The 19,042-nt window shown below is 60.7% G+C and carries 17 protein-coding genes; 1 reads left to right on the forward strand and 16 read right to left on the reverse strand.

Features of this window, described 5'->3' with window-relative positions; translation table 11 throughout:
* Positions 1-6 precede the first annotated feature (6 nt).
* From RHP75_RS14505 to RHP75_RS14530, 6 genes are all read right to left on the reverse strand, one after another.
* Positions 7-642 (reverse strand): protein-L-isoaspartate(D-aspartate) O-methyltransferase, encoded by a 636-nt coding sequence (locus tag RHP75_RS14505; protein ID WP_311091950.1) that lies wholly within the window; start codon positions 640-642, stop codon positions 7-9.
* Positions 643-683: 41 nt separating this feature from the next.
* Positions 684-1,433, reverse strand: a complete 750-nt coding sequence (surE, locus tag RHP75_RS14510) for a 5'/3'-nucleotidase SurE (protein WP_311088810.1) — start codon at positions 1,431-1,433, stop codon at positions 684-686.
* Positions 1,421-2,479: a tRNA pseudouridine(13) synthase TruD gene (gene truD / locus RHP75_RS14515; RefSeq protein WP_311088811.1), complete on the reverse strand. Its 1,059-nt coding sequence runs from the start codon at positions 2,477-2,479 to the stop codon at positions 1,421-1,423. The genes surE and truD overlap by 13 nt, the downstream gene beginning before the upstream one ends.
* Positions 2,476-2,949 (reverse strand): 2-C-methyl-D-erythritol 2,4-cyclodiphosphate synthase, encoded by a 474-nt coding sequence (ispF, locus tag RHP75_RS14520; RefSeq protein WP_311088812.1) that lies wholly within the window; start codon positions 2,947-2,949, stop codon positions 2,476-2,478. The genes truD and ispF overlap by 4 nt, the downstream gene beginning before the upstream one ends.
* Before the next feature lie 89 nt (positions 2,950-3,038).
* Positions 3,039-3,884, reverse strand: coding sequence for an S-formylglutathione hydrolase (fghA, locus tag RHP75_RS14525; protein WP_311088813.1), 846 nt, complete (start codon positions 3,882-3,884; stop codon positions 3,039-3,041).
* A gap of 40 nt (positions 3,885-3,924) precedes the next feature.
* The gene (locus RHP75_RS14530) at positions 3,925-5,037 is read right to left on the reverse strand and encodes an S-(hydroxymethyl)glutathione dehydrogenase/class III alcohol dehydrogenase (RefSeq protein WP_311088814.1); all 1,113 of its coding nucleotides are present in this window, start codon (positions 5,035-5,037) and stop codon (positions 3,925-3,927) included.
* A gap of 123 nt (positions 5,038-5,160) precedes the next feature.
* Between RHP75_RS14530 and RHP75_RS14535 the strand changes: the two genes are divergently transcribed.
* On the forward strand, positions 5,161-6,048 hold the full coding sequence (locus tag RHP75_RS14535) for a LysR substrate-binding domain-containing protein (protein WP_233684109.1): 888 nt from the start codon (positions 5,161-5,163) through the stop codon (positions 6,046-6,048).
* Here the strand turns inward: RHP75_RS14535 and ispD are convergent.
* From ispD to lpxB, 10 genes are all read right to left on the reverse strand, one after another.
* Positions 6,045-6,755, reverse strand: a complete 711-nt coding sequence (ispD, locus tag RHP75_RS14540; RefSeq protein ID WP_311088815.1) for a 2-C-methyl-D-erythritol 4-phosphate cytidylyltransferase — start codon at positions 6,753-6,755, stop codon at positions 6,045-6,047. The genes RHP75_RS14535 and ispD overlap by 4 nt on opposite strands.
* Positions 6,752-7,033, reverse strand: a complete 282-nt coding sequence (gene ftsB, locus RHP75_RS14545) for a cell division protein FtsB (RefSeq protein ID WP_090248365.1) — start codon at positions 7,031-7,033, stop codon at positions 6,752-6,754. Before ftsB ends, ispD begins: the two co-directional genes overlap by 4 nt.
* Before the next feature lie 65 nt (positions 7,034-7,098).
* Positions 7,099-8,388 (reverse strand): phosphopyruvate hydratase, encoded by a 1,290-nt coding sequence (gene eno / locus RHP75_RS14550; RefSeq protein WP_311088817.1) that lies wholly within the window; start codon positions 8,386-8,388, stop codon positions 7,099-7,101.
* Positions 8,389-8,533: 145 nt separating this feature from the next.
* Positions 8,534-9,379: a 3-deoxy-8-phosphooctulonate synthase gene (gene kdsA / locus RHP75_RS14555; RefSeq protein ID WP_311088818.1), complete on the reverse strand. Its 846-nt coding sequence runs from the start codon at positions 9,377-9,379 to the stop codon at positions 8,534-8,536.
* Positions 9,380-9,383: 4 nt separating this feature from the next.
* A complete protein-coding gene (locus RHP75_RS14560) occupies positions 9,384-11,015 on the reverse strand; it encodes a CTP synthase (RefSeq protein ID WP_311088819.1) in 1,632 nt (543 codons plus the stop codon).
* A 168-nt stretch (positions 11,016-11,183) separates the two neighbouring features.
* Positions 11,184-12,500 carry a tRNA lysidine(34) synthetase TilS gene (tilS, locus tag RHP75_RS14565; RefSeq protein ID WP_311088820.1) on the reverse strand — a complete coding sequence of 439 codons (1,317 nt, stop codon included), beginning with the start codon at positions 12,498-12,500 and terminating at the stop codon, positions 11,184-11,186.
* A 60-nt stretch (positions 12,501-12,560) separates the two neighbouring features.
* Complete coding sequence (locus RHP75_RS14570; protein WP_311088821.1) at positions 12,561-13,511, reverse strand: acetyl-CoA carboxylase carboxyltransferase subunit alpha; 951 nt, start codon at positions 13,509-13,511, stop codon at positions 12,561-12,563.
* Positions 13,512-13,679: 168 nt separating this feature from the next.
* Complete coding sequence (dnaE, locus tag RHP75_RS14575; protein ID WP_311088822.1) at positions 13,680-17,201, reverse strand: DNA polymerase III subunit alpha; 3,522 nt, start codon at positions 17,199-17,201, stop codon at positions 13,680-13,682.
* A 111-nt stretch (positions 17,202-17,312) separates the two neighbouring features.
* Positions 17,313-17,909: a ribonuclease HII gene (gene rnhB, locus RHP75_RS14580; RefSeq protein ID WP_311088823.1), complete on the reverse strand. Its 597-nt coding sequence runs from the start codon at positions 17,907-17,909 to the stop codon at positions 17,313-17,315.
* A complete protein-coding gene (gene lpxB / locus RHP75_RS14585; protein WP_311088824.1) occupies positions 17,909-19,042 on the reverse strand; it encodes a lipid-A-disaccharide synthase in 1,134 nt (377 codons plus the stop codon). Before lpxB ends, rnhB begins: the two co-directional genes overlap by 1 nt.

The raw sequence follows: 19,042 nt of genomic DNA on the forward strand, positions 1-19,042 counted from the left end.
ATCGAGTCAGGCCAGGGGCCCGTTAAGCAAGGGCACAAAGCGCACCGCATCCAGCACATGACGGGAGAAGCCATCGTCTTCACGGACGATCAGCAACAGCTCCTGTACATCGCCTGCACCGACAGGAATCACCAGACGCCCGCCCGGAGCCAGCTGATCGAGCAACGCCTGCGGCACATTGGCCGCCGCTGCGGTGACGATGATGCCGTTGTACGGCCCCAGAGCATTCCAGCCTTCCCAGCCGTCACCCCAGCGGAATACCACATTGCGCAGATTGAGCTGAGTCAGGCGCTCCTTGGCCTTGTCTTGCAGGCTCTGGATGCGCTCGACACTGAACACCCGCTCCACCAGCTGCGCCAGAATCGCGGTCTGATAGCCCGAGCCGGTGCCGATCTCCAGCACCTTGTCCAAGGGACCTGCCGCCAGCAGCAGCTCGCTCATGCGCGCGACCATATAGGGCTGCGAGATGGTCTGGTTGTTGCCGATTGGCAGAGCGGTGTCTTCGTAGGCGCGATGGGCAAGGGCCTCATCGACAAACAGATGACGCGGCGTGCGGCGAATGGTTTCCAGCACATGGGCGTTGGACAACCCTTCCTCGTACAGCCGCTGAATCAGCCGCTCGCGGGTACGCTGCGAGGTCATGCCAATACCGCGATGGTGCAGCTCGTCCTGTTCACGGCGGATCACAGCAGCCCCTCCAACCAGGGCTGCAGGCTGTTGAAGCCATCAGCAAAGGTACGGTCCAGCTGCAGCGGGGTGACCGAGACATAGCCCTGCATTACCGCATGGAAATCCGTGCCGGGACCGCCATCTTCGGCATCACCGGCCACCGAGATCCAATAGCCTTCCTTGCCGCGCGGATTGACCACCTTCACCGGTGCAGCAGCACGAGCACGATGGCCCAGGCGGGTCAGCTGAATGCCGCGAATATGCTCCAGCGGCAGGTTAGGGATATTCACATTGAGCACAGTGCGCGGCGGCAGATCGAGCTGCTCATGCGCCTCGACCAGCTTGCGGGCGAAATAGGCTGCGGTGGCCAGGTTATCCGGCATGCGCGAAAGCAGAGAAAAGGCAAACGCCGGCCGGGCCAGAAAGCGCCCTTCCAGCGCAGCGGCCACTGTGCCGGAATACAGCACGTCATCGCCCAGATTGGCGCCCAGGTTGATGCCGGACACCACCAGATCCGCGACCTGCGGCAGCAGGCCGTTGAGGCCCAGGTGCACGCAATCGGTCGGCGTACCGTTCAGGCTGATATAGCCATTGGGCAGCGTGGTCGGGTGCAGCGGGCGGTCGAGAGTCAGCGAGCTGCTCGCGCCGCTCTTGTCCTGATCGGGGGCAATCACCGTGCACTCGGCATAGTCGGCCAGCGCCGCATGCAGCGCAGCCAGGCCTGGCGCAGCAACGCCGTCATCATTGGAAATCAGAATACGCATGGGTTGTCCGTCTGCCCTGCAGGCAACAGATCGACGAGCTCACGCACCAAGACGGTGGCGAAGCATCCAGCCGGCAGGACGAATTCCAGTTGCAGAATGTCAGGTTCCGGATAATGCCACGACAGGCCGCCAATGGGGAGGCGCAGGATACGCCGTTCGTGCGTCATGTCTGCTTCTGCCAACCAGTCGACCAGAACGCTTTCGCGTGCGGCCAGATCCTGCTCAAGCGCCTGCGCCACACCGCCGGCGCTGGAGACACCTGCGCCCCACAACGGGCCCGTTGGGTGCAGATCGAGAATCGCCAGGCGCGGATCGCTGCACTCCGCCTCGCCGGCCACAAAGAAGCTGCGGCTGTCGGTAAAGGCCAGCAGATCACCAAGCAGCGCCTGATTCCAGCTGCCGGCTGCTACTCGCGCGGCTAAAACCTGATTGAACAGATAGCTGCGCGCAGCCGAGAGCACTCGCGAGCGCACATTGCGCTTCTCCGGCAGGCTCTTGTTCGCCGCAAAATGCCGGGCATGGGCGACATTGCCGCCCTCAAAACCAAAACGCTGCAAGCCGTAATAGTTGGGAATGCCCTTGGCAGCGATTTGCGTCAGGCGCTGATCCAGCACCTCACGATCCGCAGCCAGCTGAGTCAGGCGCAGGGTAAAGCCGTTGGCCGCATGGGCGCCGCGCTGCAGTTTGCGGGTATGCCGCACCTGCTTGAGGATGCTCAGACTGGCATCTTCGGCGGCGCTCAGGTCTGGGTCAACTTTGCCCGGCAGGTGCAGGCTGAACCACTGACGGGTCAGGGCCTGACGATCTTTGAGGCCAGCGTAGCTGATCAACTTCAACGGCACGCCGGCGGCACGGGCGATGCGCTTGGCGGCCTCTTCGGTGTTCAGCTCACGCTTTTCCACCCACAGCCAGAGGTGCTCGCCCTCGCCGGCCAGGGGAATATCCAGCACTTCATCGACCTGAAAGTCCTCCGCCACGGCCTTGAGCACTGCCGTGCCACAGGGTTCGCCATAGGCGCGCGGGCCTAGCAGTTCAAGCTCGTTCATCGGGCGACCAACAGCGCAACGGCATGCACGGCAACGCCTTCTTCGCGACCGGTAAAACCAAGTTTCTCGGTGGTAGTGGCCTTGACGTTGACCTGATCCAGGCCCACCTGCAGGTCTTCGGCAATCCGCGCGCGCATGCTCTCGATATGCGGCGCCATCTTCGGTGCCTGGGCGACGATGGTGGCGTCGACATTACCGACTTGCCAGCCCTTGGCATGCACCAGACCGAGCACATGGCGCAGCAGCATGCGGCTGTCAGCGCCCTTGAAGGTCGGATCGGTATCAGGGAAGTGTTTGCCGATATCACCCAACGCGGCCGCGCCGAGTAGAGCATCGCTCAGGGCATGCAGCAGCACGTCACCATCGGAATGGGCCAACAGGCCGAATTTATGGGGAATCTGCACGCCGCCCAGGGTGATAAAGGAACCCTCACCGAAGCGGTGCACATCGTAGCCGTGGCCAATACGCATAAGAAACAACGCCCTGAAAAAGTCAGGGCGTGATTCTAACTGAAAGCTACAGGATCAACCCGGCTAGCTGGCCATCGGTCAGTAGCGGTTCAGCTCAACAACGCCTTGGCGTGATGACGCAGGTGGTCATCGATAAAGCTGGCGATAAAGTAGTAGCTGTGGTCATAGCCCGGCTGCAGCCGCAAGGTCAGCGGATGACCTGCAGCCTGTGCTGCTGCCTTGAGCGCATCCGGCTTGAGCTGGTTTTCCAGGAAGTCATCACGATCGCCCTGATCCACCAGAATCGGCAGTTTTTCCGTTGCCTCGGCAAGCAAGGCGCAGGCATCCCATTCGCGCCAGCGTGAGCGCTCGTCGCCCAGGTAACGCGAGAACGCCTTCTCACCCCAAGGGCAGTTGCTCGGGTTGCTGATCGGCGCAAAGGCCGACAGCGACTGATAGCGCCCCGGGTTGCGCAACGCACAGACCAGCGCGCCATGCCCGCCCATGGAGTGGCCACTGATACCGCGCTTGTCGGATACCGGGAAGTTCGCCTCGATCAGCGCCGGCAGTTCCTGCACCACATAGTCGTACATGCGGTAATGCCGCGCCCAGGGCTCCTGGGTGGCGTTCAGATAAAAGCCCGCGCCCAGACCGAAATCCCAGGCCTTGTCCGGATCATCCGGCACATCGGCGCCGCGCGGGCTGGTATCCGGCGCAACGATGATCATCCCCAGTTCGGCCGCCAGCTTGTGCGCGCCGGCTTTCTGCATAAAGTTCTCATCGGTGCAGGTCAGACCGCTCAGCCAATACAGCACCGGCAATGTACCGCCCTGCTCAGCCTGCGGCGGCAGATACACAGCAAACACCATGTCGCAGCCCAGCACCGCCGAGCGGTGGCGGTAACGCTTGTGCCATCCACCGGCACTCTTCTGGCAGGAAATATTTTCCAAGGTCATAAGGCCTCCAGTGAGCGGCCATCACAGCCGCCCAGCGTGATCAGAAGTGGATAACGGTGCGGATGCTCTTGCCTTCATGCATCAGGTCGAAGGCCTTGTTGATGTCATCCAGCGGCATGTTGTGGGTGATAAAGGTGTCCAGCGGGATTTCGCCCTTCTGCGCCTTTTCCACATAGCTCGGCAGCTCGGTACGGCCCTTGACCCCGCCGAACGCTGAACCGCGCCAGACGCGGCCGGTGACCAGCTGGAACGGACGAGTACTGATTTCCTGACCGGCACCGGCCACGCCGATAATCACCGACTCACCCCAGCCCTTGTGCGCGCACTCCAGCGCGGCGCGCATCAGTTGCACATTACCGACGCACTCGAAGGAGTAGTCCACGCCGCCGTCGGTCATCTCGACGATGACCTCCTGAATTGGCTTGGCGAAATCCTTGGGGTTAACGAAATCAGTCGCCCCCAGCTCACGGGCCACCTCGAACTTGGCCGGGTTGATATCGATGGCGATGATGCGCGAGGCCTTGGCCATCTTCGCACCGATAATCGCCGCCAAACCAATACCACCGAGGCCGAAAATCGCCACGGTAGCGCCCTCTTCCACCTTGGCGGTGTTGAGTACGGCACCGATGCCAGTGGTCACGCCGCAACCAAGCAGGCAGACCTTCTCTAGCGGCGCGTCCTTGGGAATCACTGCCAGGGAGACTTCCGGCAACACGGTGTATTCGGAGAAGGTCGAACAGCCCATGTAGTGGTAGATCGGCTCGCCGTTGTAGCTGAAGCGGCTGGTGCCGTCCGGCATCAGACCCTTGCCCTGGGTGGCGCGTACCGAGCTACACAGGTTGGTTTTGCCGGATTTGCAGAATTTGCAGGCGCGGCATTCGGCGGTGTACAGCGGAATCACGTGGTCACCCACCTGTACCGAGGTCACGCCCTCACCGATCGCCTCAACGATGCCACCGCCTTCATGACCGAGAATCGCCGGGAATACCCCTTCGGAATCCTCACCCGACAGGGTGTAGGCATCGGTATGGCACACACCGGTGGCGACAATGCGCACCAGCACTTCCCCAGCCTTGGGCGGCGCCACGTCGACTTCGACGATTTGCAGCGGCTGATTGGGGGCAAAGGCTACGGCAGCACGGGACTTGATCATGATCGCTCTCCAGCGGATTCGACGGTGGCGCAGAGTGTAGATCAGTGATGCAGATAGATAATCCAACAAAAAACAAAACATTCTTGCTATACAGGGACAATTAACCCACCACAGGACATCCGTATGAACCGTTGGGAAGGCCTCGATGAATTTGTCGCCGTAGCCGAATGCGGCCAGTTCACCGCCGCCGCCGAGCGATTGAGCCTGTCGTCATCCCAGGTCAGCCGGCAGATCGCCCGTCTGGAAGAGCGCCTGCAAACCCGCCTGTTCTACCGCAGCACCAGGCGCGTGGCGCTGACCGAAGCCGGGCAAACTTTTCTGCAGCACTGCCAACGCCTGCAGGATGCCCGCGAGGAAGCCCTGCGCGCCGTCGGCGACCTGGGCAGCGAACCCAAGGGCCTGCTGCGCATGACCTGCGCCGTGGCCTATGGCGAGCGCTTTATCGTGCCGCTGGTCACCGACTTTATGGTGCTGCACCCGCAGTTGCGGGTGGACATCGAGCTGAGCAATCGCACCCTCGATCTGCTGCATGAAGGCCTCGACTTGGCCATCCGCCTCGGTCGCTTGCAGGACTCGCGCTTAGTGGCCACACGCCTGGCACCACGACAGATGTATCTGTGCGCCGCCCCGGCGTACCTGCAACGCTACGGGCGCCCGCATTCGCTGTCGGAACTGGCGCGGCATAACTGCCTGATCGGCAGTTCGGATCTCTGGAGTTTTCAGGCCAGCGGCCGCGATTCAAGCCTGCGGGTGCAAGGCAACTGGCGCTGCAACAGCGGCCAGGCGGTGCTGGAAGCCGCGCTGCGCGGCATTGGCCTGTGCCAACTGCCGGATTATTACGTGCTGGAGCATTTACGCAGCGGCGCACTGGTCTCATTACTGGATAACCAACAACCGCCGGACACTGCGGTGTGGGCACTGTATCCACAGCAACGTCACCTTTCGCCCAAGGTGCGGCAGCTGGTGGAGTTTCTTAAGCAAGGGTTGGCACAGCGCAGCGAGTATCGCTAGCTCTTCAGGTGCCAAAGACTGGCCAGACTGCGCAAGTCTTCCGGGCGAGTGACTTTCAGGTTATCCGCACGTCCCTCGATCAGGCGCGGTGCCTGCCCGGCCCACTCGATAGCTGAGGCCTCATCGGTAATCGCCACACCGGCGATCAACGCATCAGCCAGCGCTCGCTGCAACTCGCCAAGACGGAACATCTGCGGGGTAAAAGCCTGCCAGATGGTTGAGCGATCCACCGTAGCTTGCACCCGGCCATCAGCACCAGCACGCTTGAGCGTATCGCGCGCCGGCACGGCCAACAGGCCGCCCACCGGATCATCGGCCAGTTCGCTGAGCAGCAGATCGAGATCGCTACGTGCCAGGTTAGGCCGCGCTGCATCGTGCACCAGCACCCAATCCTGCTCCTGAGCGCCAAGTTCACTCAAACGCAGCAAGCCATTGAGCACCGAATCAGCGCGTTCGGCACCGCCATCGGCGCGCTGGATGCGTGGATCATGCGCGCAGCTCAGGGCCGGCCAGTAGGGATCATCCGCCGCCAGGCTGACCACCACCGCACGCAGCTGCGGATGCTCGAGAAAGCACGCCAGGGTGTGCTCGATAATGCTTTTGCCGGCCAGTTGCAGGTACTGCTTGGGCCGATCGGCGCGCATCCGGCTGCCAATACCGGCAGCAGGGATTAGCGCCCAGAAAGGGGGTAATTCAGAGGTATTCATTCAGCCAACTGATAGAGGGTTTCGCCCTCTTTAAGCATGCCCAGCTCGTGCCGCGCACGCTCTTCGACGGTTTCCATCCCGCTTTTCAGCTCCAGAACCTCGGCTTCGAGAATCCGGTTACGCTCTTGCAGCTGCTGGTTTTCGCCCTGTTGATCGGCGATCTGCTGCTGCAACTGGGCCACCTGTGCCAGGCTGCCATCGCCGACCCACAGGCGATACTGCAGGCCTGCCAACACGGCAATCAGCACGATAAATACCCAGTAAAAGTTATTGCGCATAGCGTAGAAAGCTTCCGAACGAAAAAGGGGCGACTCGCGCCGCCCCTCTTTTACCATGCCTGGGTTCAACCACGGAACTCGGCGCGACCTTTGTAAGGTGCTTTGCCAGCCAGCTGCTCTTCGATGCGCAGCAGTTGGTTGTACTTGGACACGCGGTCCGAGCGGCACAGCGAGCCGGTCTTGATCTGGCCAGCAGCAGTACCGACCGCCAGGTCAGCGATGGTGCTGTCTTCGGTTTCACCCGAACGGTGCGAGATCACGGCGGTGTAACCGGCAGCCTTGGCCATCTGGATGGCTTCCAGCGTCTCGGTCAGGGTACCGATCTGGTTGAACTTGATCAGGATCGAGTTACCGATCGACTCGTCGATACCGCGCTTGAGGATCTTGGTGTTGGTTACAAACAGGTCGTCACCCACCAGCTGTACTTTCTTGCCGATCTTGTCGGTGAGGACTTTCCAGCCAGCCCAGTCGGACTCGTCCATGCCGTCTTCGATGGAGATGATCGGGTAACGCTCGGACAGACCAGCCAGGTAGTCGGCAAAACCAGCAGCGTCAAACACCTTGCCTTCGCCAGCCAGGTCGTACTTGCCGTCCTTGAAAAACTCGCTGGAGGCGCAGTCCAGTGCCAGGGTCACGTCATCACCCAGCTTGTAGCCAGCATTGGCCACGGCTTCGGCGATAGCAGCCAGAGCGTCTTCGTTGGACGCCAGGTTCGGCGCGAAACCGCCTTCATCACCCACGGAGGTGCTCAGGCCACGGGCCTTCAGCACAGCCTTGAGGTGGTGGAAAATCTCGGTACCCATGCGCAGCGCGTCGGCGAAGGTCTTGGCGCCAACCGGCTGGACCATGAATTCCTGGATATCGACGTTGTTATCGGCGTGTTCGCCGCCGTTGATGATGTTCATCATCGGCACCGGCATCGAGTAGACGCCCGGAGTGCCATTCAGGTCGGCGATATGCGCGTAAAGTGGCACGCCCTTGGCCTGTGCAGCAGCCTTGGCCGCAGCCAGGGATACCGCGAGGATGGCGTTGGCACCCAGGGTGGCTTTGTTCTCGGTACCGTCGAGGGCAATCATCGCCAGGTCGAGGGCTTTCTGGTCAGTGGCATCTTTGCCCAGCAGCAGGTCGCGGATCGAGCCATTGATGTTGGCCACGGCCTTCAGCACGCCCTTGCCCAGGTAACGGCTCTTGTCGCCATCACGCAATTCCAGCGCTTCACGCGAACCGGTAGAGGCACCGGACGGCGCGCAGGCGCTGCCGATGATGCCGCTGTCGAGAATTACATCGGCTTCCACAGTCGGGTTACCACGGGAATCGAGAACCTCACGGCCTTTGATGTCGACGATCTTTGCCATTGCGTGTAGCACTCCAAAAAATTGACGAAAAGGGTAGTACCGAGTTGCACACTCATTGCGCGCTGGCAGTGACTCCAGAGCACAACATGTACTGACTATTTATTCAGATTGTATACAAATGGCACTTTACCGGAGATTTGCCGTTTCAGGCAGTCTCAATCGGCGCAAAACTCTTGATCAAGTCATCCAGCTGCTTGAGCTGGGTGAGGAACGGCTCTAGCTTGTCCAGACGCAGGGCGCAAGGGCCGTCGCATTTGGCATTGTCCGGGTCCGGATGGGCTTCCAGGAACAACCCGGCCAGGCCTTGGCTCATGCCGGCCTTGGCCAGATCAGTGACCTGAGCACGGCGGCCACCCGCGGAATCGGCGCGGCCACCCGGCATTTGCAGGGCGTGGGTCACGTCGAAGAACACCGGGTAGTTCATCTGCTTCATGATGCCGAAGCCGAGCATGTCCACCACCAGGTTGTTGTAGCCGAAGCTGGAACCACGCTCACAAAGAATCAGCTGGTCATTACCGGCTTCTTCGCACTTGGTCAGGATGTGCTTCATCTCCTGGGGCGCGAGAAACTGGGCCTTCTTGATATTGATCACCGCGCCGGTCTTGGCCATGGCCACCACCAGGTCGGTCTGCCGCGAAAGAAACGCCGGCAGCTGGATAATGTCGCAGACATCGGCCACAGGCTGCGCCTGATGCGGCTCATGCACATCGGTGATCACCGGTACGCCGAAGGTCTTTTTGATTTCCTCGAAGACCTTCATGCCCTCTTCCAGGCCTGGGCCACGGAATGAGGTCACGGACGAGCGATTGGCCTTGTCGAAGCTGGCCTTGAACACGTAGGGAATGCCGAGCTTGTCGGTGACCCGGACGTACTCTTCACAAGCGCGCATGGCCAGATCGCGGGATTCGATAACGTTGATCCCGCCGAACAGCACGAACGGCTTGTCATTGGCAATTTCAATACCGCCAACCTTAATGATCTTCTGCGTCATATCCCTATGCCTTCTTAGCTTTCTGCGCCAGCGCTGCAGTGACAAAGCCACTGAACAGAGGATGACCATCACGCGGAGTCGAGGTGAACTCAGGGTGGAACTGGCAAGCGACGAACCATGGATGATCCGGTGCTTCCACCACTTCAACCAGCGCACCGTCGCCGGAGCGACCGGTGACCTTGAGGCCGGATTCAATCAGCTGCGGCAACAGATTGTTGTTCACTTCATAGCGATGACGATGGCGCTCAACGATTACATCCTTGCCGTAGCAGGCATGTACTTGCGAGCCGGCTTGCAGCTGGCAGTCCTGTGCGCCCAGGCGCATGGTGCCGCCCAAGTCGGAAGCATCGGTGCGCTGCTCGGTCACGCCGGTGGCATCCTGCCATTCGGTAATCAGACCGACCACTGGATGTGTGCTGACGGTGTCGAATTCGGTGGAGTTGGCATCAGTCCAGCCCAGCACGTTGCGGGCAAACTCAATGACCGCGACCTGCATGCCGAGGCAGATACCCAAGTAGGGAATCTTGTTCTCACGGGCGTATTGCACGGTCTTGATTTTGCCTTCCACGCCGCGCAAACCGAAACCACCCGGCACCAGAATGGCATCCACGCCTTCAAGCAGCGCGGTGCCTTTGTTCTCGATGTCTTCGGAGTCGATGTAGCGCAGATTGACCTTAGTGCGGTTCTGGATGCCGGCATGGCTCATCGCTTCGATCAGCGATTTGTAGGCATCCAGCAGCTCCATGTACTTACCGACCATGGCGATGGTGACTTCGTGCTCCGGATTCAGCTTGGCATCAACCACGCGGTCCCACTCGGACAGGTCGGCACCGTTGCACTCCAGACCAAAGCGCTCGACGACAAAATCATCCAGGCCCTGGGCATGCAGCACGCCTGGGATCTTGTAGATGGTATCGACGTCTTCCAGACTGATCACCGCACGCTCTTCAACGTTGGTGAACAGCGCAATCTTACGACGCGAGGAGATATCCACCGGGTGGTCGGAGCGGCAGATCAGTACGTCCGGCTGCAGGCCGATGGAACGCAGCTCTTTTACCGAGTGTTGAGTCGGCTTGGTCTTGGTTTCGCCAGCGGTGGCGATATACGGCACCAGAGTCAGGTGCATCAGCATGGCGCGCTTGGCGCCCACTTCCACACGCAACTGGCGAATGGCTTCGAGGAACGGCTGCGACTCGATGTCGCCCACCGTGCCGCCAATTTCAACCATGGCCACGTCAGCGTCGCCAGCACCCTTGATGATACGGCGCTTGATTTCGTCGGTGATGTGCGGGATGACCTGAATGGTCGCACCCAGGTAATCACCACGGCGCTCGCGGCGCAGCACGTCTTCGTAGACGCGGCCGGTGGTGAAGTTGTTGTTCTGGGTCATGGTGGTGCGGATAAACCGCTCATAGTGGCCCAGGTCGAGGTCGGTTTCAGCGCCGTCGTGGGTGACGAACACCTCACCGTGCTGGAACGGGCTCATGGTGCCCGGATCGACGTTGATATAGGGATCCAGCTTGAGCATGGTGACCTTCAGGCCCCGCGCCTCCAGGATAGCCGCCAATGAAGCCGAGGCGATGCCTTTCCCCAATGAAGAAACAACACCACCCGTGACGAATATGTAGCGCGTCATGAAAAACCCTAGAAGTCTGCGTTTAAGCGGTCAATGCCGCCGGGGAAAGCGAAGGAATACCGAAGCGGCCAATTGCAATACACCGCAATTAGCTAACCCTGCCGATTCCCAAAGGGAGTCAACAAAAGCTGTAGTAAGACGGGAGCGTAGTCTACCGGAAAGGGCTTATCAGCTCAAACCTTGATCATTCGTCGGTGGCTGCCAATGCAATTGCCAACTGCCATCGGCGGCGCCCTGCGGAGCTGGCAGGTTGGCGATTGCCATGACCTGGTTATTCAGACGCAGCAACGGCAGGCGATCACGCACAAAAACCGGTACGCGCAGTTCATTGAACAAGCGTTTGAGATCGCGATGCCCGCGCCCCGGTATAAGAAGCTGATCGCCGCCTTGGCGGTAACCCAGCTGCCAGTTACCCGCCGGCAACTGGCCGTCAATTCGCACACTGCCGTTAGCGGGCAATATCAACGGCTGATTACCTTGCACCGCCAGATTGACTGGCACGGGAGCGCGCAGCCAATCACCCGCCAACCACCACACCCGCTCATCACTGCGGCGCAGCTCCCCCGCCGCCAGCATCCAGACTGGCGCAGCATCCGACGCGGCATCGCGCAGCGCCTGCCAGCCGGCCCAGTGTTCGCTATCCGGCATCGTCGTCAGCGGGCGGAGCCAATAACGCAGGGCATTGCGCTGACGCGGCTCACTCAGGCTGCGCAGCGCAGGCAGCGCCAGGCTGGGTAACGGTAACCAGGCAAACTCGGCTGGCACCTGCGCAGCAGCCATATCCTGCTGCGCCAACTCATCGAGCAACTGCGCGGCCTCACTCAAGTGCGCGGCGCTACGGGCCATATTGGTGGTGGCTTGCGGCCAGCGACTGAGCAACGCAGGCAACACCTGACGGCGCAGGTAATTGCGCGAGAAGCGCTCATCGGCATTTGACGGATCTTCAACCCAGGCCAGCTTGTGCTCTCGGGCATAAGCCAACAGTTCATCGCGCGAGCAGTTGAGTAGCGGTCGAACCAGCCGCCCCGCGCCCAATGCACGACTCACCGGCATGGCCGACAAACCCTGCACGCCGGCACCGCGTAACAGGCGAAACAACAGGGTTTCAGCCTGATCATCGCGATGCTGCGCGGTCAGCAACAGTTCATCAGCGCCGAGACGGACCGCAAAAGCCGCGTAGCGGGCCTCGCGGGCCGCACGCTCCAGACTGGCGCCTGGAGCAACCTGAACATATTCAACCTGCAACGGCACGGACAAGGCAGCGCACAGCTCACGGCAATGCGCCGGCCAGGCATCAGCCGCAGCCTGCAGGCCGTGATGAATATGAATGGCGGAAAGAGGCGGCAATGCCTCGCGTTGCGCGAGGCTGGCCAGCAGGTGCAGCAGCACCGTGGAGTCCAGCCCGCCAGACAGGGCCACACACCAGCCAGGGGCACTGAGCCAGGGCTGCAGGGCATCACGCAAACGAATATGCACAGGAGTCATCGGCCAAGCTTAAAACAACAACGGGCCCGAAGGCCCGTTGTATGCGCAGCTGCCGAGCAATCAGGCAATTCCGTAGCTCATCAGACGCTCATAACGACGCCTGAGCAGCGCGTCGGTATCGAAGGTTTTGAGCATTGCCAGCTGTGTCAGCAAGGCCTGACGAATCGACTCGGCCGCAGCGGCCGGGTCGCTGTGCGCGCCACCGAGCGGTTCACTGATCACCTGATCAACAATGCCCAGGCCTTTCAGGCGTTCAGCCGTGATGCCCATCGCTTCGGCGGCATCAGGGGCCTTTTCTGCGGTTTTCCACAGAATCGAAGCACAACCTTCCGGCGAGATCACCGAGTAGGTGGAGTACTGCAGCATGTTCAGCTGATCGCATACGCCAATCGCCAAGGCACCGCCGGAACCACCTTCACCAATTACGGTGGCGATAATCGGGGTTTTCAGGCGCGCCATAACACGCAGATTCCAGGCGATGGCTTCACTCTGGTTGCGCTCTTCAGCGTCAATGCCCGGGTAGGCACCCGGGGTATCGATAAAGGTCAGGATCGGCATCTTGAAGCGTTCGGCCATTTCCATCAGGCGGCACGCCTTGCGGTAGCCCTCCGGACGCGGCATGCCGAAGTTGCGGCGCACCTTCTCGCGAATCTCACGGCCTTTCTGGTGACCAATCACCATCACCGGCTCACCGTCCAGACGGGCAACGCCGCCCACCAGGGCCGCGTCGTCGGAGAAGTGGCGGTCGCCATGCAGCTCATCGAATTCGGTAAAGATGTGCTGCAGATAATCCAGGGTGTAAGGACGGCGTGGGTGGCGCGCCAGCTGAGCGATCTGCCAGCTGCTCAGGTTGCCGAAAATGCTTTCGGTCAGCGAGCTGCTCTTGTCCTGCAGGCGGGCGATTTCATCGTTGATGTTCAACGAGTTGTCGTTACCGACCAGGCGAAGCTCTTCGATCTTGGCTTGCAGGTCGGCGATCGGCTGTTCGAAATCGAGAAAATTCGGGTTCATAGTCATCCGTCTTGCGTCGACGGCCAAGTGGCCGGGAGCTGTATCCGTTATCGCGCCCTACCTTATAGCAGCAGGCGCATTCAGGTCGACACCCGGTTCTGCACGAAAGCCTTCAATACAGAACATGCCGGGTATCACGACCGACCGGCGAGGCCGCAGCCCCGCAAATCAGCGGTAGTGCAAAAAGACGTTGTCGCGACCGAACTGGTCACGCAATGCCTGAATCAGACTGTCAGCCGGCTCGATACGCCAGCTCTCGCCAAACTGCAGTTGCGCCCTGGCATCGCTGCCGCTGTAGTCGACGGTGATCGGGCAGGCGCCACGATGACGGCCGCACAAATCAGCCAGCCAACGCAGACGATCGCCCTGCAAGGCACTACTGGCGACCTTCAGACGCAGGCTGTCGGCTAGGCCGGTGCGCGCCTCTTCCAGGCTCATCACCCGTTTGGCACGCAAGCGCAGGCCACCGGAGAAATCGTCATTACTCACCTCACCCTCAACCACCACCAGGGCGTCGGTCTGCAGAAGGGCCTGCGCACTGTTGAACGCATCGGCAAACAAGGAGGCCTCGATCCGCCCAGAACGGTCATCGAGGGTGATAAAGCCCATCTTGTCGCCCTTCTTGTTCTTCATCACCCGCAGGTTGACCACCAGGCCGGCAATCGTCTGATCGCCGCGCGCGGCTTTCAGGTCGACGATGCGCTGGCGGGCAAACCGCCGCACTTCGCCTTCATACTCATCAATCGGGTGGCCGGTCAGGTACAGACCCAGGGTGTCTTTTTCACCCTTGAGACGCTCCTTCAGCGTCAGTTCACGGGCGCGCAGATGGTTGAGATAGACATCCGCCTCGGCATCGGCAAACACCCCGCCGAACAGGTCCATGTGCCCGCTCTCGGCGCTGCGCGCGGTCTGTTCGGCGGCCTGTACGGCTTCCTCCATCGCAGCTAGCAATACCGCGCGATTGCGGTCGATATTGGCCTTGTAGGCTTTCAGTTCTTCATGGAAATGCGGCCCCAGGCGATCCAGCGCACCACTGCGAATCAGCGCTTCGAGGGTGCGCTTGTTGATGCGCTTGAGATCGACGCGCGAACAGAAGTCGAACAGGTCCTTGAACGGCCCGTCCTGGCGCGCCTCGACGATGGCCTCCACCGGACCCTCGCCCACGCCCTTGATCGCGCCCAGGCCGTAGACGATCCAGCCTTCGTTGTTAACCGTGAACTTGAACTCGGAGATGTTCACATCCGGCGCGTCGAGGCGCAGCTTCATGCTGCGGCATTCCTCGATCAGGGTGACCACCTTGTCGGTGTTGTGCATATCCGCCGACAACACCGCCGCCATAAAGGCCGCCGAGTGGTGCGCCTTGAGCCAGGCCGTCTGATACGAGAGCAAGCCATAGGCGGCGGAGTGCGACTTGTTGAAGCCGTAACCGGCGAACTTTTCCACCAGGTCAAAGATGTTACCGGCCAGATCGGCATCAATACCGTTATTGGCACAACCTTCAATAAAGCCGCCGCGCTGCTTGGCCATCTCCTCGGGCTTTTTCTTACCCATTGCGCGGCGCAGCATGTCCGCACCACCGAGGGTGTAGCCGGCCATCACCTGGGCAATCTGCATCACCTGTTCCTGGTACAGGATGATGCCGTAGGTCGGTTTCAGTACCGGCTCCAGGCCCGCGTACTGATAGTCCTGATGCGGGTAGGAAATCGGCTCACGACCGTGTTTACGGTTGATAAAGTCGTCCACCATGCCCGACTGCAATGGCCCCGGACGGAACAGGGCCACCAGGGCGATCATGTCTTCCAGGCAGTCCGGCTTGAGCTTTTTGATCAGCTCCTTCATACCGCGTGATTCCAGCTGGAACACCGCAGTGGTCTCAGCCTTCTGCAACATGGCGAAGGTGGCTTTGTCATCCAGCGGGATAAAGTCGATGTTCAGATCCGGCAAGCCCTGCTTGGCCTGCTCGCGGTTGATGGTCTCCATCGCCCACTTGATGATGGTCAGGGTACGCAGGCCGAGGAAGTCGAACTTCACCAGGCCAGCGGACTCCACGTCGTCCTTATCGAACTGGGTGACCAGGCCGCCGCCCTCGTCATCGCAAGCAATCGGCGAGAAGTCGGTGAGTTTGGTTGGAGCGATAACCACACCACCGGCGTGCTTACCGGTACCGCGACAGATGCCTTCGAGCTTGAGCGACATTTCCCAGATTTCCCGGGCGTCTTCGTCGACCTTAAGGAAATCGCGCAGCGGCTCCTCCATCTCGTAGGCTTTTTCCAACGTCATGCCGACTTCGAAAGGAATCATCTTCGACAGGCGGTCCGCCAAGCCGTAGGACTTGCCCTGGGCCCGCGCCACGTCGCGCACCACCGCCTTGGCCGCCATAGTGCCGAAGGTGATGATCTGGCTCACTGCGTTGCGGCCGTATTTCTCGGCCACGTAATCGATCACCCGGTCACGGCCATCCATGCAGAAGTCGACGTCGAAGTCGGGCATGGATACCCGTTCCGGGTTGAGGAAACGCTCGAACAGCAGGTCATAGGCCAGCGGGTCGAGGTCGGTGATCTTCTGTACGTAGGCCACCAGCGAACCGGCACCCGACCCACGACCTGGCCCCACCGGCACGCCGTTGTTCTTCGCCCACTTGATAAAGTCCATTACGATCAGGAAGTAACCGGGGAAGCCCATCTGGATGATGATATCCAGCTCGAAATTCAGCCGATCAATATAGACCTGACGCTTCTCTTCGTAATTGGGCGTGGTTTCCTTCGGCCAGAGCACCGCCAGGCGCTCTTCCAAGCCCTCAAACGAGACCTGGCGAAAGTACTCGTCCATGGTCATGCCGGCCGGCACCGGGAAGTCCGGCAGGAAGTATTTGCCCAGCTGCACTTCGATATTGCAGCGCTTGGCAATTTCGATGGTGTTTTCCAGGGCCTCTGGCAGATCACTGAACAGCTCGGCCATTTCCTCCGGCGTTTTCAGGTACTGCTGATCGGAATAGGTGCGCAAACGGCGCGGGTCATCCAGGCTACGGCCTTCACCGATACACACGCGGGTTTCGTGGGCGGCGAAGTCGTCCTGCTTGATAAAGCGTACATCGTTGGTCGCCACCAGCGGCGCGCCGACCTTGTCAGCCAGGGCCACCGCAGCGTGAAGATGTTCTTCGTCGTTAACCCGATTGGTGCGCTGCACTTCCAGATAGAAACGCTCAGGGAACACCGCCATCCACTCGCGCAGTATGGCTTCGGCAGCCGCCGGCTCGCCATCGAGCAAGGCATGGCCGACTTCGCCTTCTTTCGCGCCGGACAGGGCAATCAGGCCTTCGGCCGCTTCCTTGACCCAGTCACGCTGGATGATCACCAGATCATTGCTCTGCCCTTCGCTCCAGCCGCGCGATACCAGTTCGGTGAGGTTGCGATAACCCTTGGCATTCATCGCCAGCAGGGTCATGCGGCTGAGCGGGCCATCTTCATCGGCACTGGCCAGCCAGATGTCGGCACCGCAAATCGGCTTGATACCGCCGCCCATGGCCGCTTTATAGAACTTCACCAACGAGCACATATTGCTCATATCGGTAACCGCTACCGCCGGCATTCCGGCTGCCGCCACCGATTTGATAAGTGGTTTGACCCGCACCAACCCGTCGACCAGGGAAAACTCGGTGTGCAAACGCAGGTGGACGAACGAAGCGGTCATGGCAGTCCTATACAAAACGCAAAAACGACAAGGCAGGGATTGTACAACCGCAGCAGCGCGCGACAAGCGCTACCGGGCACAGGATAACGAGGGAATCTCAGAAGCGTTGCGTCAGTCGTCTAACAACGCACGTACCGGGCCAAAGGAGCGCCGGTGAATCGGGGTTGGCCCCAGGCGCCGCAACGCTTCCAGGTGCACCGGAGTCGGATAGCCTTTGTGGCCGGCGATACCGTAACCGGGGTATTGCTGATCAAGCGCCTGCATCTCGCGATCACGACTGACCTTGGCCAGGATCGATGCCGCAGCAATTGCCGGCACCTGGCTATCGCCCTTGATCACCGCCGCGCTGGGCACCTGCAGTTTCGGGCAGCGATTGCCATCGATCAGCGCCAGCTTGGGCGTGATACTCAGGCCTTCGACCGCGCGCTGCATGGCCAGCATGGTGGCCTGGAGGATATTCAGCTGGTCGATTTCCTCGACCTCAGCGCGGGCAATGCACCAGGCCAGGGCTTTTTCACGAATCTCGTCGAAAAGTTTCTCGCGACGCGCCTCGGTCAACTTTTTCGAATCATTCAGGCCGAGAATCGGCCGCGCCGGGTCGAGAATCACCGCCGCCGTTACAACCGCACCGCAGAGCGGGCCACGGCCGACTTCATCAACGCCAGCCACCAACTCCTGCACCAGGGTGAAATCCAGCCCGAGCTGCATCAGCCGCGCCCTGTCAGCTGCAACACGGCTTTGGCAGCCTGCTCCGAGGCATCACGTCGCAACGCCCGGTGAATCACATCAAAGCCTTCGGTCTGCACCTCGCCGCCGTCCAGCAGCGGAGCCAGCAACTGGGCCAAAGCTTCGGGCGTAGCGGCGTCCTGAATCATCTCAGGCACTAGCAAACGCTCAGCCAGTAGATTCGGCAGAGAAATATAAGCGCTGGTAACCAGGCGTTTGAGGATGCGATAAGTCAGTGGTGCAACCTTGTAAGCCACCACCATCGGCCGCTTGTATAGCAGAGCCTCAAGGGTCGCCGTACCCGAGGCGATCAACACCGCATCACAGGCCGCCAGCGCCTCATGGGAACGACCATTGAGCAAGGTCAGCGGCAGATCGCGGCCCACCAGCATCTGCTCAAGCTGCGCACGACGCTCCGGGCTGGAACAGGGCAGAACAAACTGGATACCGGGGCGCAAGGTGCGCAACCGCATGGCGGCATCAAGAAACAGGCTGCCAAGGCGCGACACTTCGCCGCCACGGCTGCCCGGCATCAAGGCAACCACCGGCTGATCCTGCGCCAAATTCAGCGCCTCACGGGCCGCTGCGCGATCCGCTTGTTGCGGAATGGTATCGGCCAACGGGTGACCGACAAAACGCACCGGCACCTGATGATCCTGATAGAACTGCGCCTCGAACGGGAACAGGGTCAGCATCAGGTCGCAGGCCTCGCGAATCTTCAGTACGCGCTTCTGCCGCCAGGCCCACACGGACGGGCTAACGTAATGCACGGTCTTGATGCCAGCCTGACGCAGTTTGAGCTCTAAAGTCAGATTGAAATCCGGCGCATCGATGCCGATAAAGACATCCGGCTTGGCCTCTATCAAGGTGTTGATCAGCCGCTTGCGCCGTGACAGCAGTTCGGGAAGACGACCAAGTACCTCGACCAGGCCCATTACCGACAGACGCTCCATCGGAAAATAGGAATTCAGCCCCTGGGCCTGCATCAGCGGACCACCGATACCGATAAATTCGATCTGTGGGTATTGGGCTTTGAGGGCCGGCATCAGGCCCGCACCGAGAATATCGCCAGACGCCTCGCCGGCGACCAGCGCGACACGCATCAGGTCAGTCAT

It is taken from the genome of Pseudomonas sp. SG20056 (assembly GCF_031764535.1).
In the GTDB taxonomy this organism is placed as follows: domain Bacteria; phylum Pseudomonadota; class Gammaproteobacteria; order Pseudomonadales; family Pseudomonadaceae; genus Aquipseudomonas.

What these genes read in the sequence shown, in the direction of transcription:
- RHP75_RS14505 (WP_311091950.1), bottom strand. Translation starts at nt 642, where the DNA reads ATGACCTCGCAGCGTACCCGCGAGCGGCTGATTCAGCGGCTGTACGAG.
- surE (WP_311088810.1), bottom strand. Translation starts at nt 1,433, where the DNA reads ATGCGTATTCTGATTTCCAATGATGACGGCGTTGCTGCGCCAGGCCTG.
- truD (WP_311088811.1), bottom strand. Translation starts at nt 2,479, where the DNA reads ATGAACGAGCTTGAACTGCTAGGCCCGCGCGCCTATGGCGAACCCTGT.
- ispF (WP_311088812.1), bottom strand. Translation starts at nt 2,949, where the DNA reads ATGCGTATTGGCCACGGCTACGATGTGCACCGCTTCGGTGAGGGTTCC.
- fghA (WP_311088813.1), bottom strand. Translation starts at nt 3,884, where the DNA reads ATGACCTTGGAAAATATTTCCTGCCAGAAGAGTGCCGGTGGATGGCAC.
- RHP75_RS14530 (WP_311088814.1), bottom strand. Translation starts at nt 5,037, where the DNA reads ATGATCAAGTCCCGTGCTGCCGTAGCCTTTGCCCCCAATCAGCCGCTG.
- RHP75_RS14535 (WP_233684109.1), top strand. Translation starts at nt 5,161, where the DNA reads ATGAACCGTTGGGAAGGCCTCGATGAATTTGTCGCCGTAGCCGAATGC.
- ispD (WP_311088815.1), bottom strand. Translation starts at nt 6,755, where the DNA reads ATGAATACCTCTGAATTACCCCCTTTCTGGGCGCTAATCCCTGCTGCC.
- ftsB (WP_090248365.1), bottom strand. Translation starts at nt 7,033, where the DNA reads ATGCGCAATAACTTTTACTGGGTATTTATCGTGCTGATTGCCGTGTTG.
- eno (WP_311088817.1), bottom strand. Translation starts at nt 8,388, where the DNA reads ATGGCAAAGATCGTCGACATCAAAGGCCGTGAGGTTCTCGATTCCCGT.
- kdsA (WP_311088818.1), bottom strand. Translation starts at nt 9,379, where the DNA reads ATGACGCAGAAGATCATTAAGGTTGGCGGTATTGAAATTGCCAATGAC.
- RHP75_RS14560 (WP_311088819.1), bottom strand. Translation starts at nt 11,015, where the DNA reads ATGACGCGCTACATATTCGTCACGGGTGGTGTTGTTTCTTCATTGGGG.
- tilS (WP_311088820.1), bottom strand. Translation starts at nt 12,500, where the DNA reads ATGACTCCTGTGCATATTCGTTTGCGTGATGCCCTGCAGCCCTGGCTC.
- RHP75_RS14570 (WP_311088821.1), bottom strand. Translation starts at nt 13,511, where the DNA reads ATGAACCCGAATTTTCTCGATTTCGAACAGCCGATCGCCGACCTGCAA.
- dnaE (WP_311088822.1), bottom strand. Translation starts at nt 17,201, where the DNA reads ATGACCGCTTCGTTCGTCCACCTGCGTTTGCACACCGAGTTTTCCCTG.
- rnhB (WP_311088823.1), bottom strand. Translation starts at nt 17,909, where the DNA reads ATGCAGCTCGGGCTGGATTTCACCCTGGTGCAGGAGTTGGTGGCTGGC.
- lpxB (WP_311088824.1), bottom strand. Translation starts at nt 19,042, where the DNA reads ATGACTGACCTGATGCGTGTCGCGCTGGTCGCCGGCGAGGCGTCTGGC.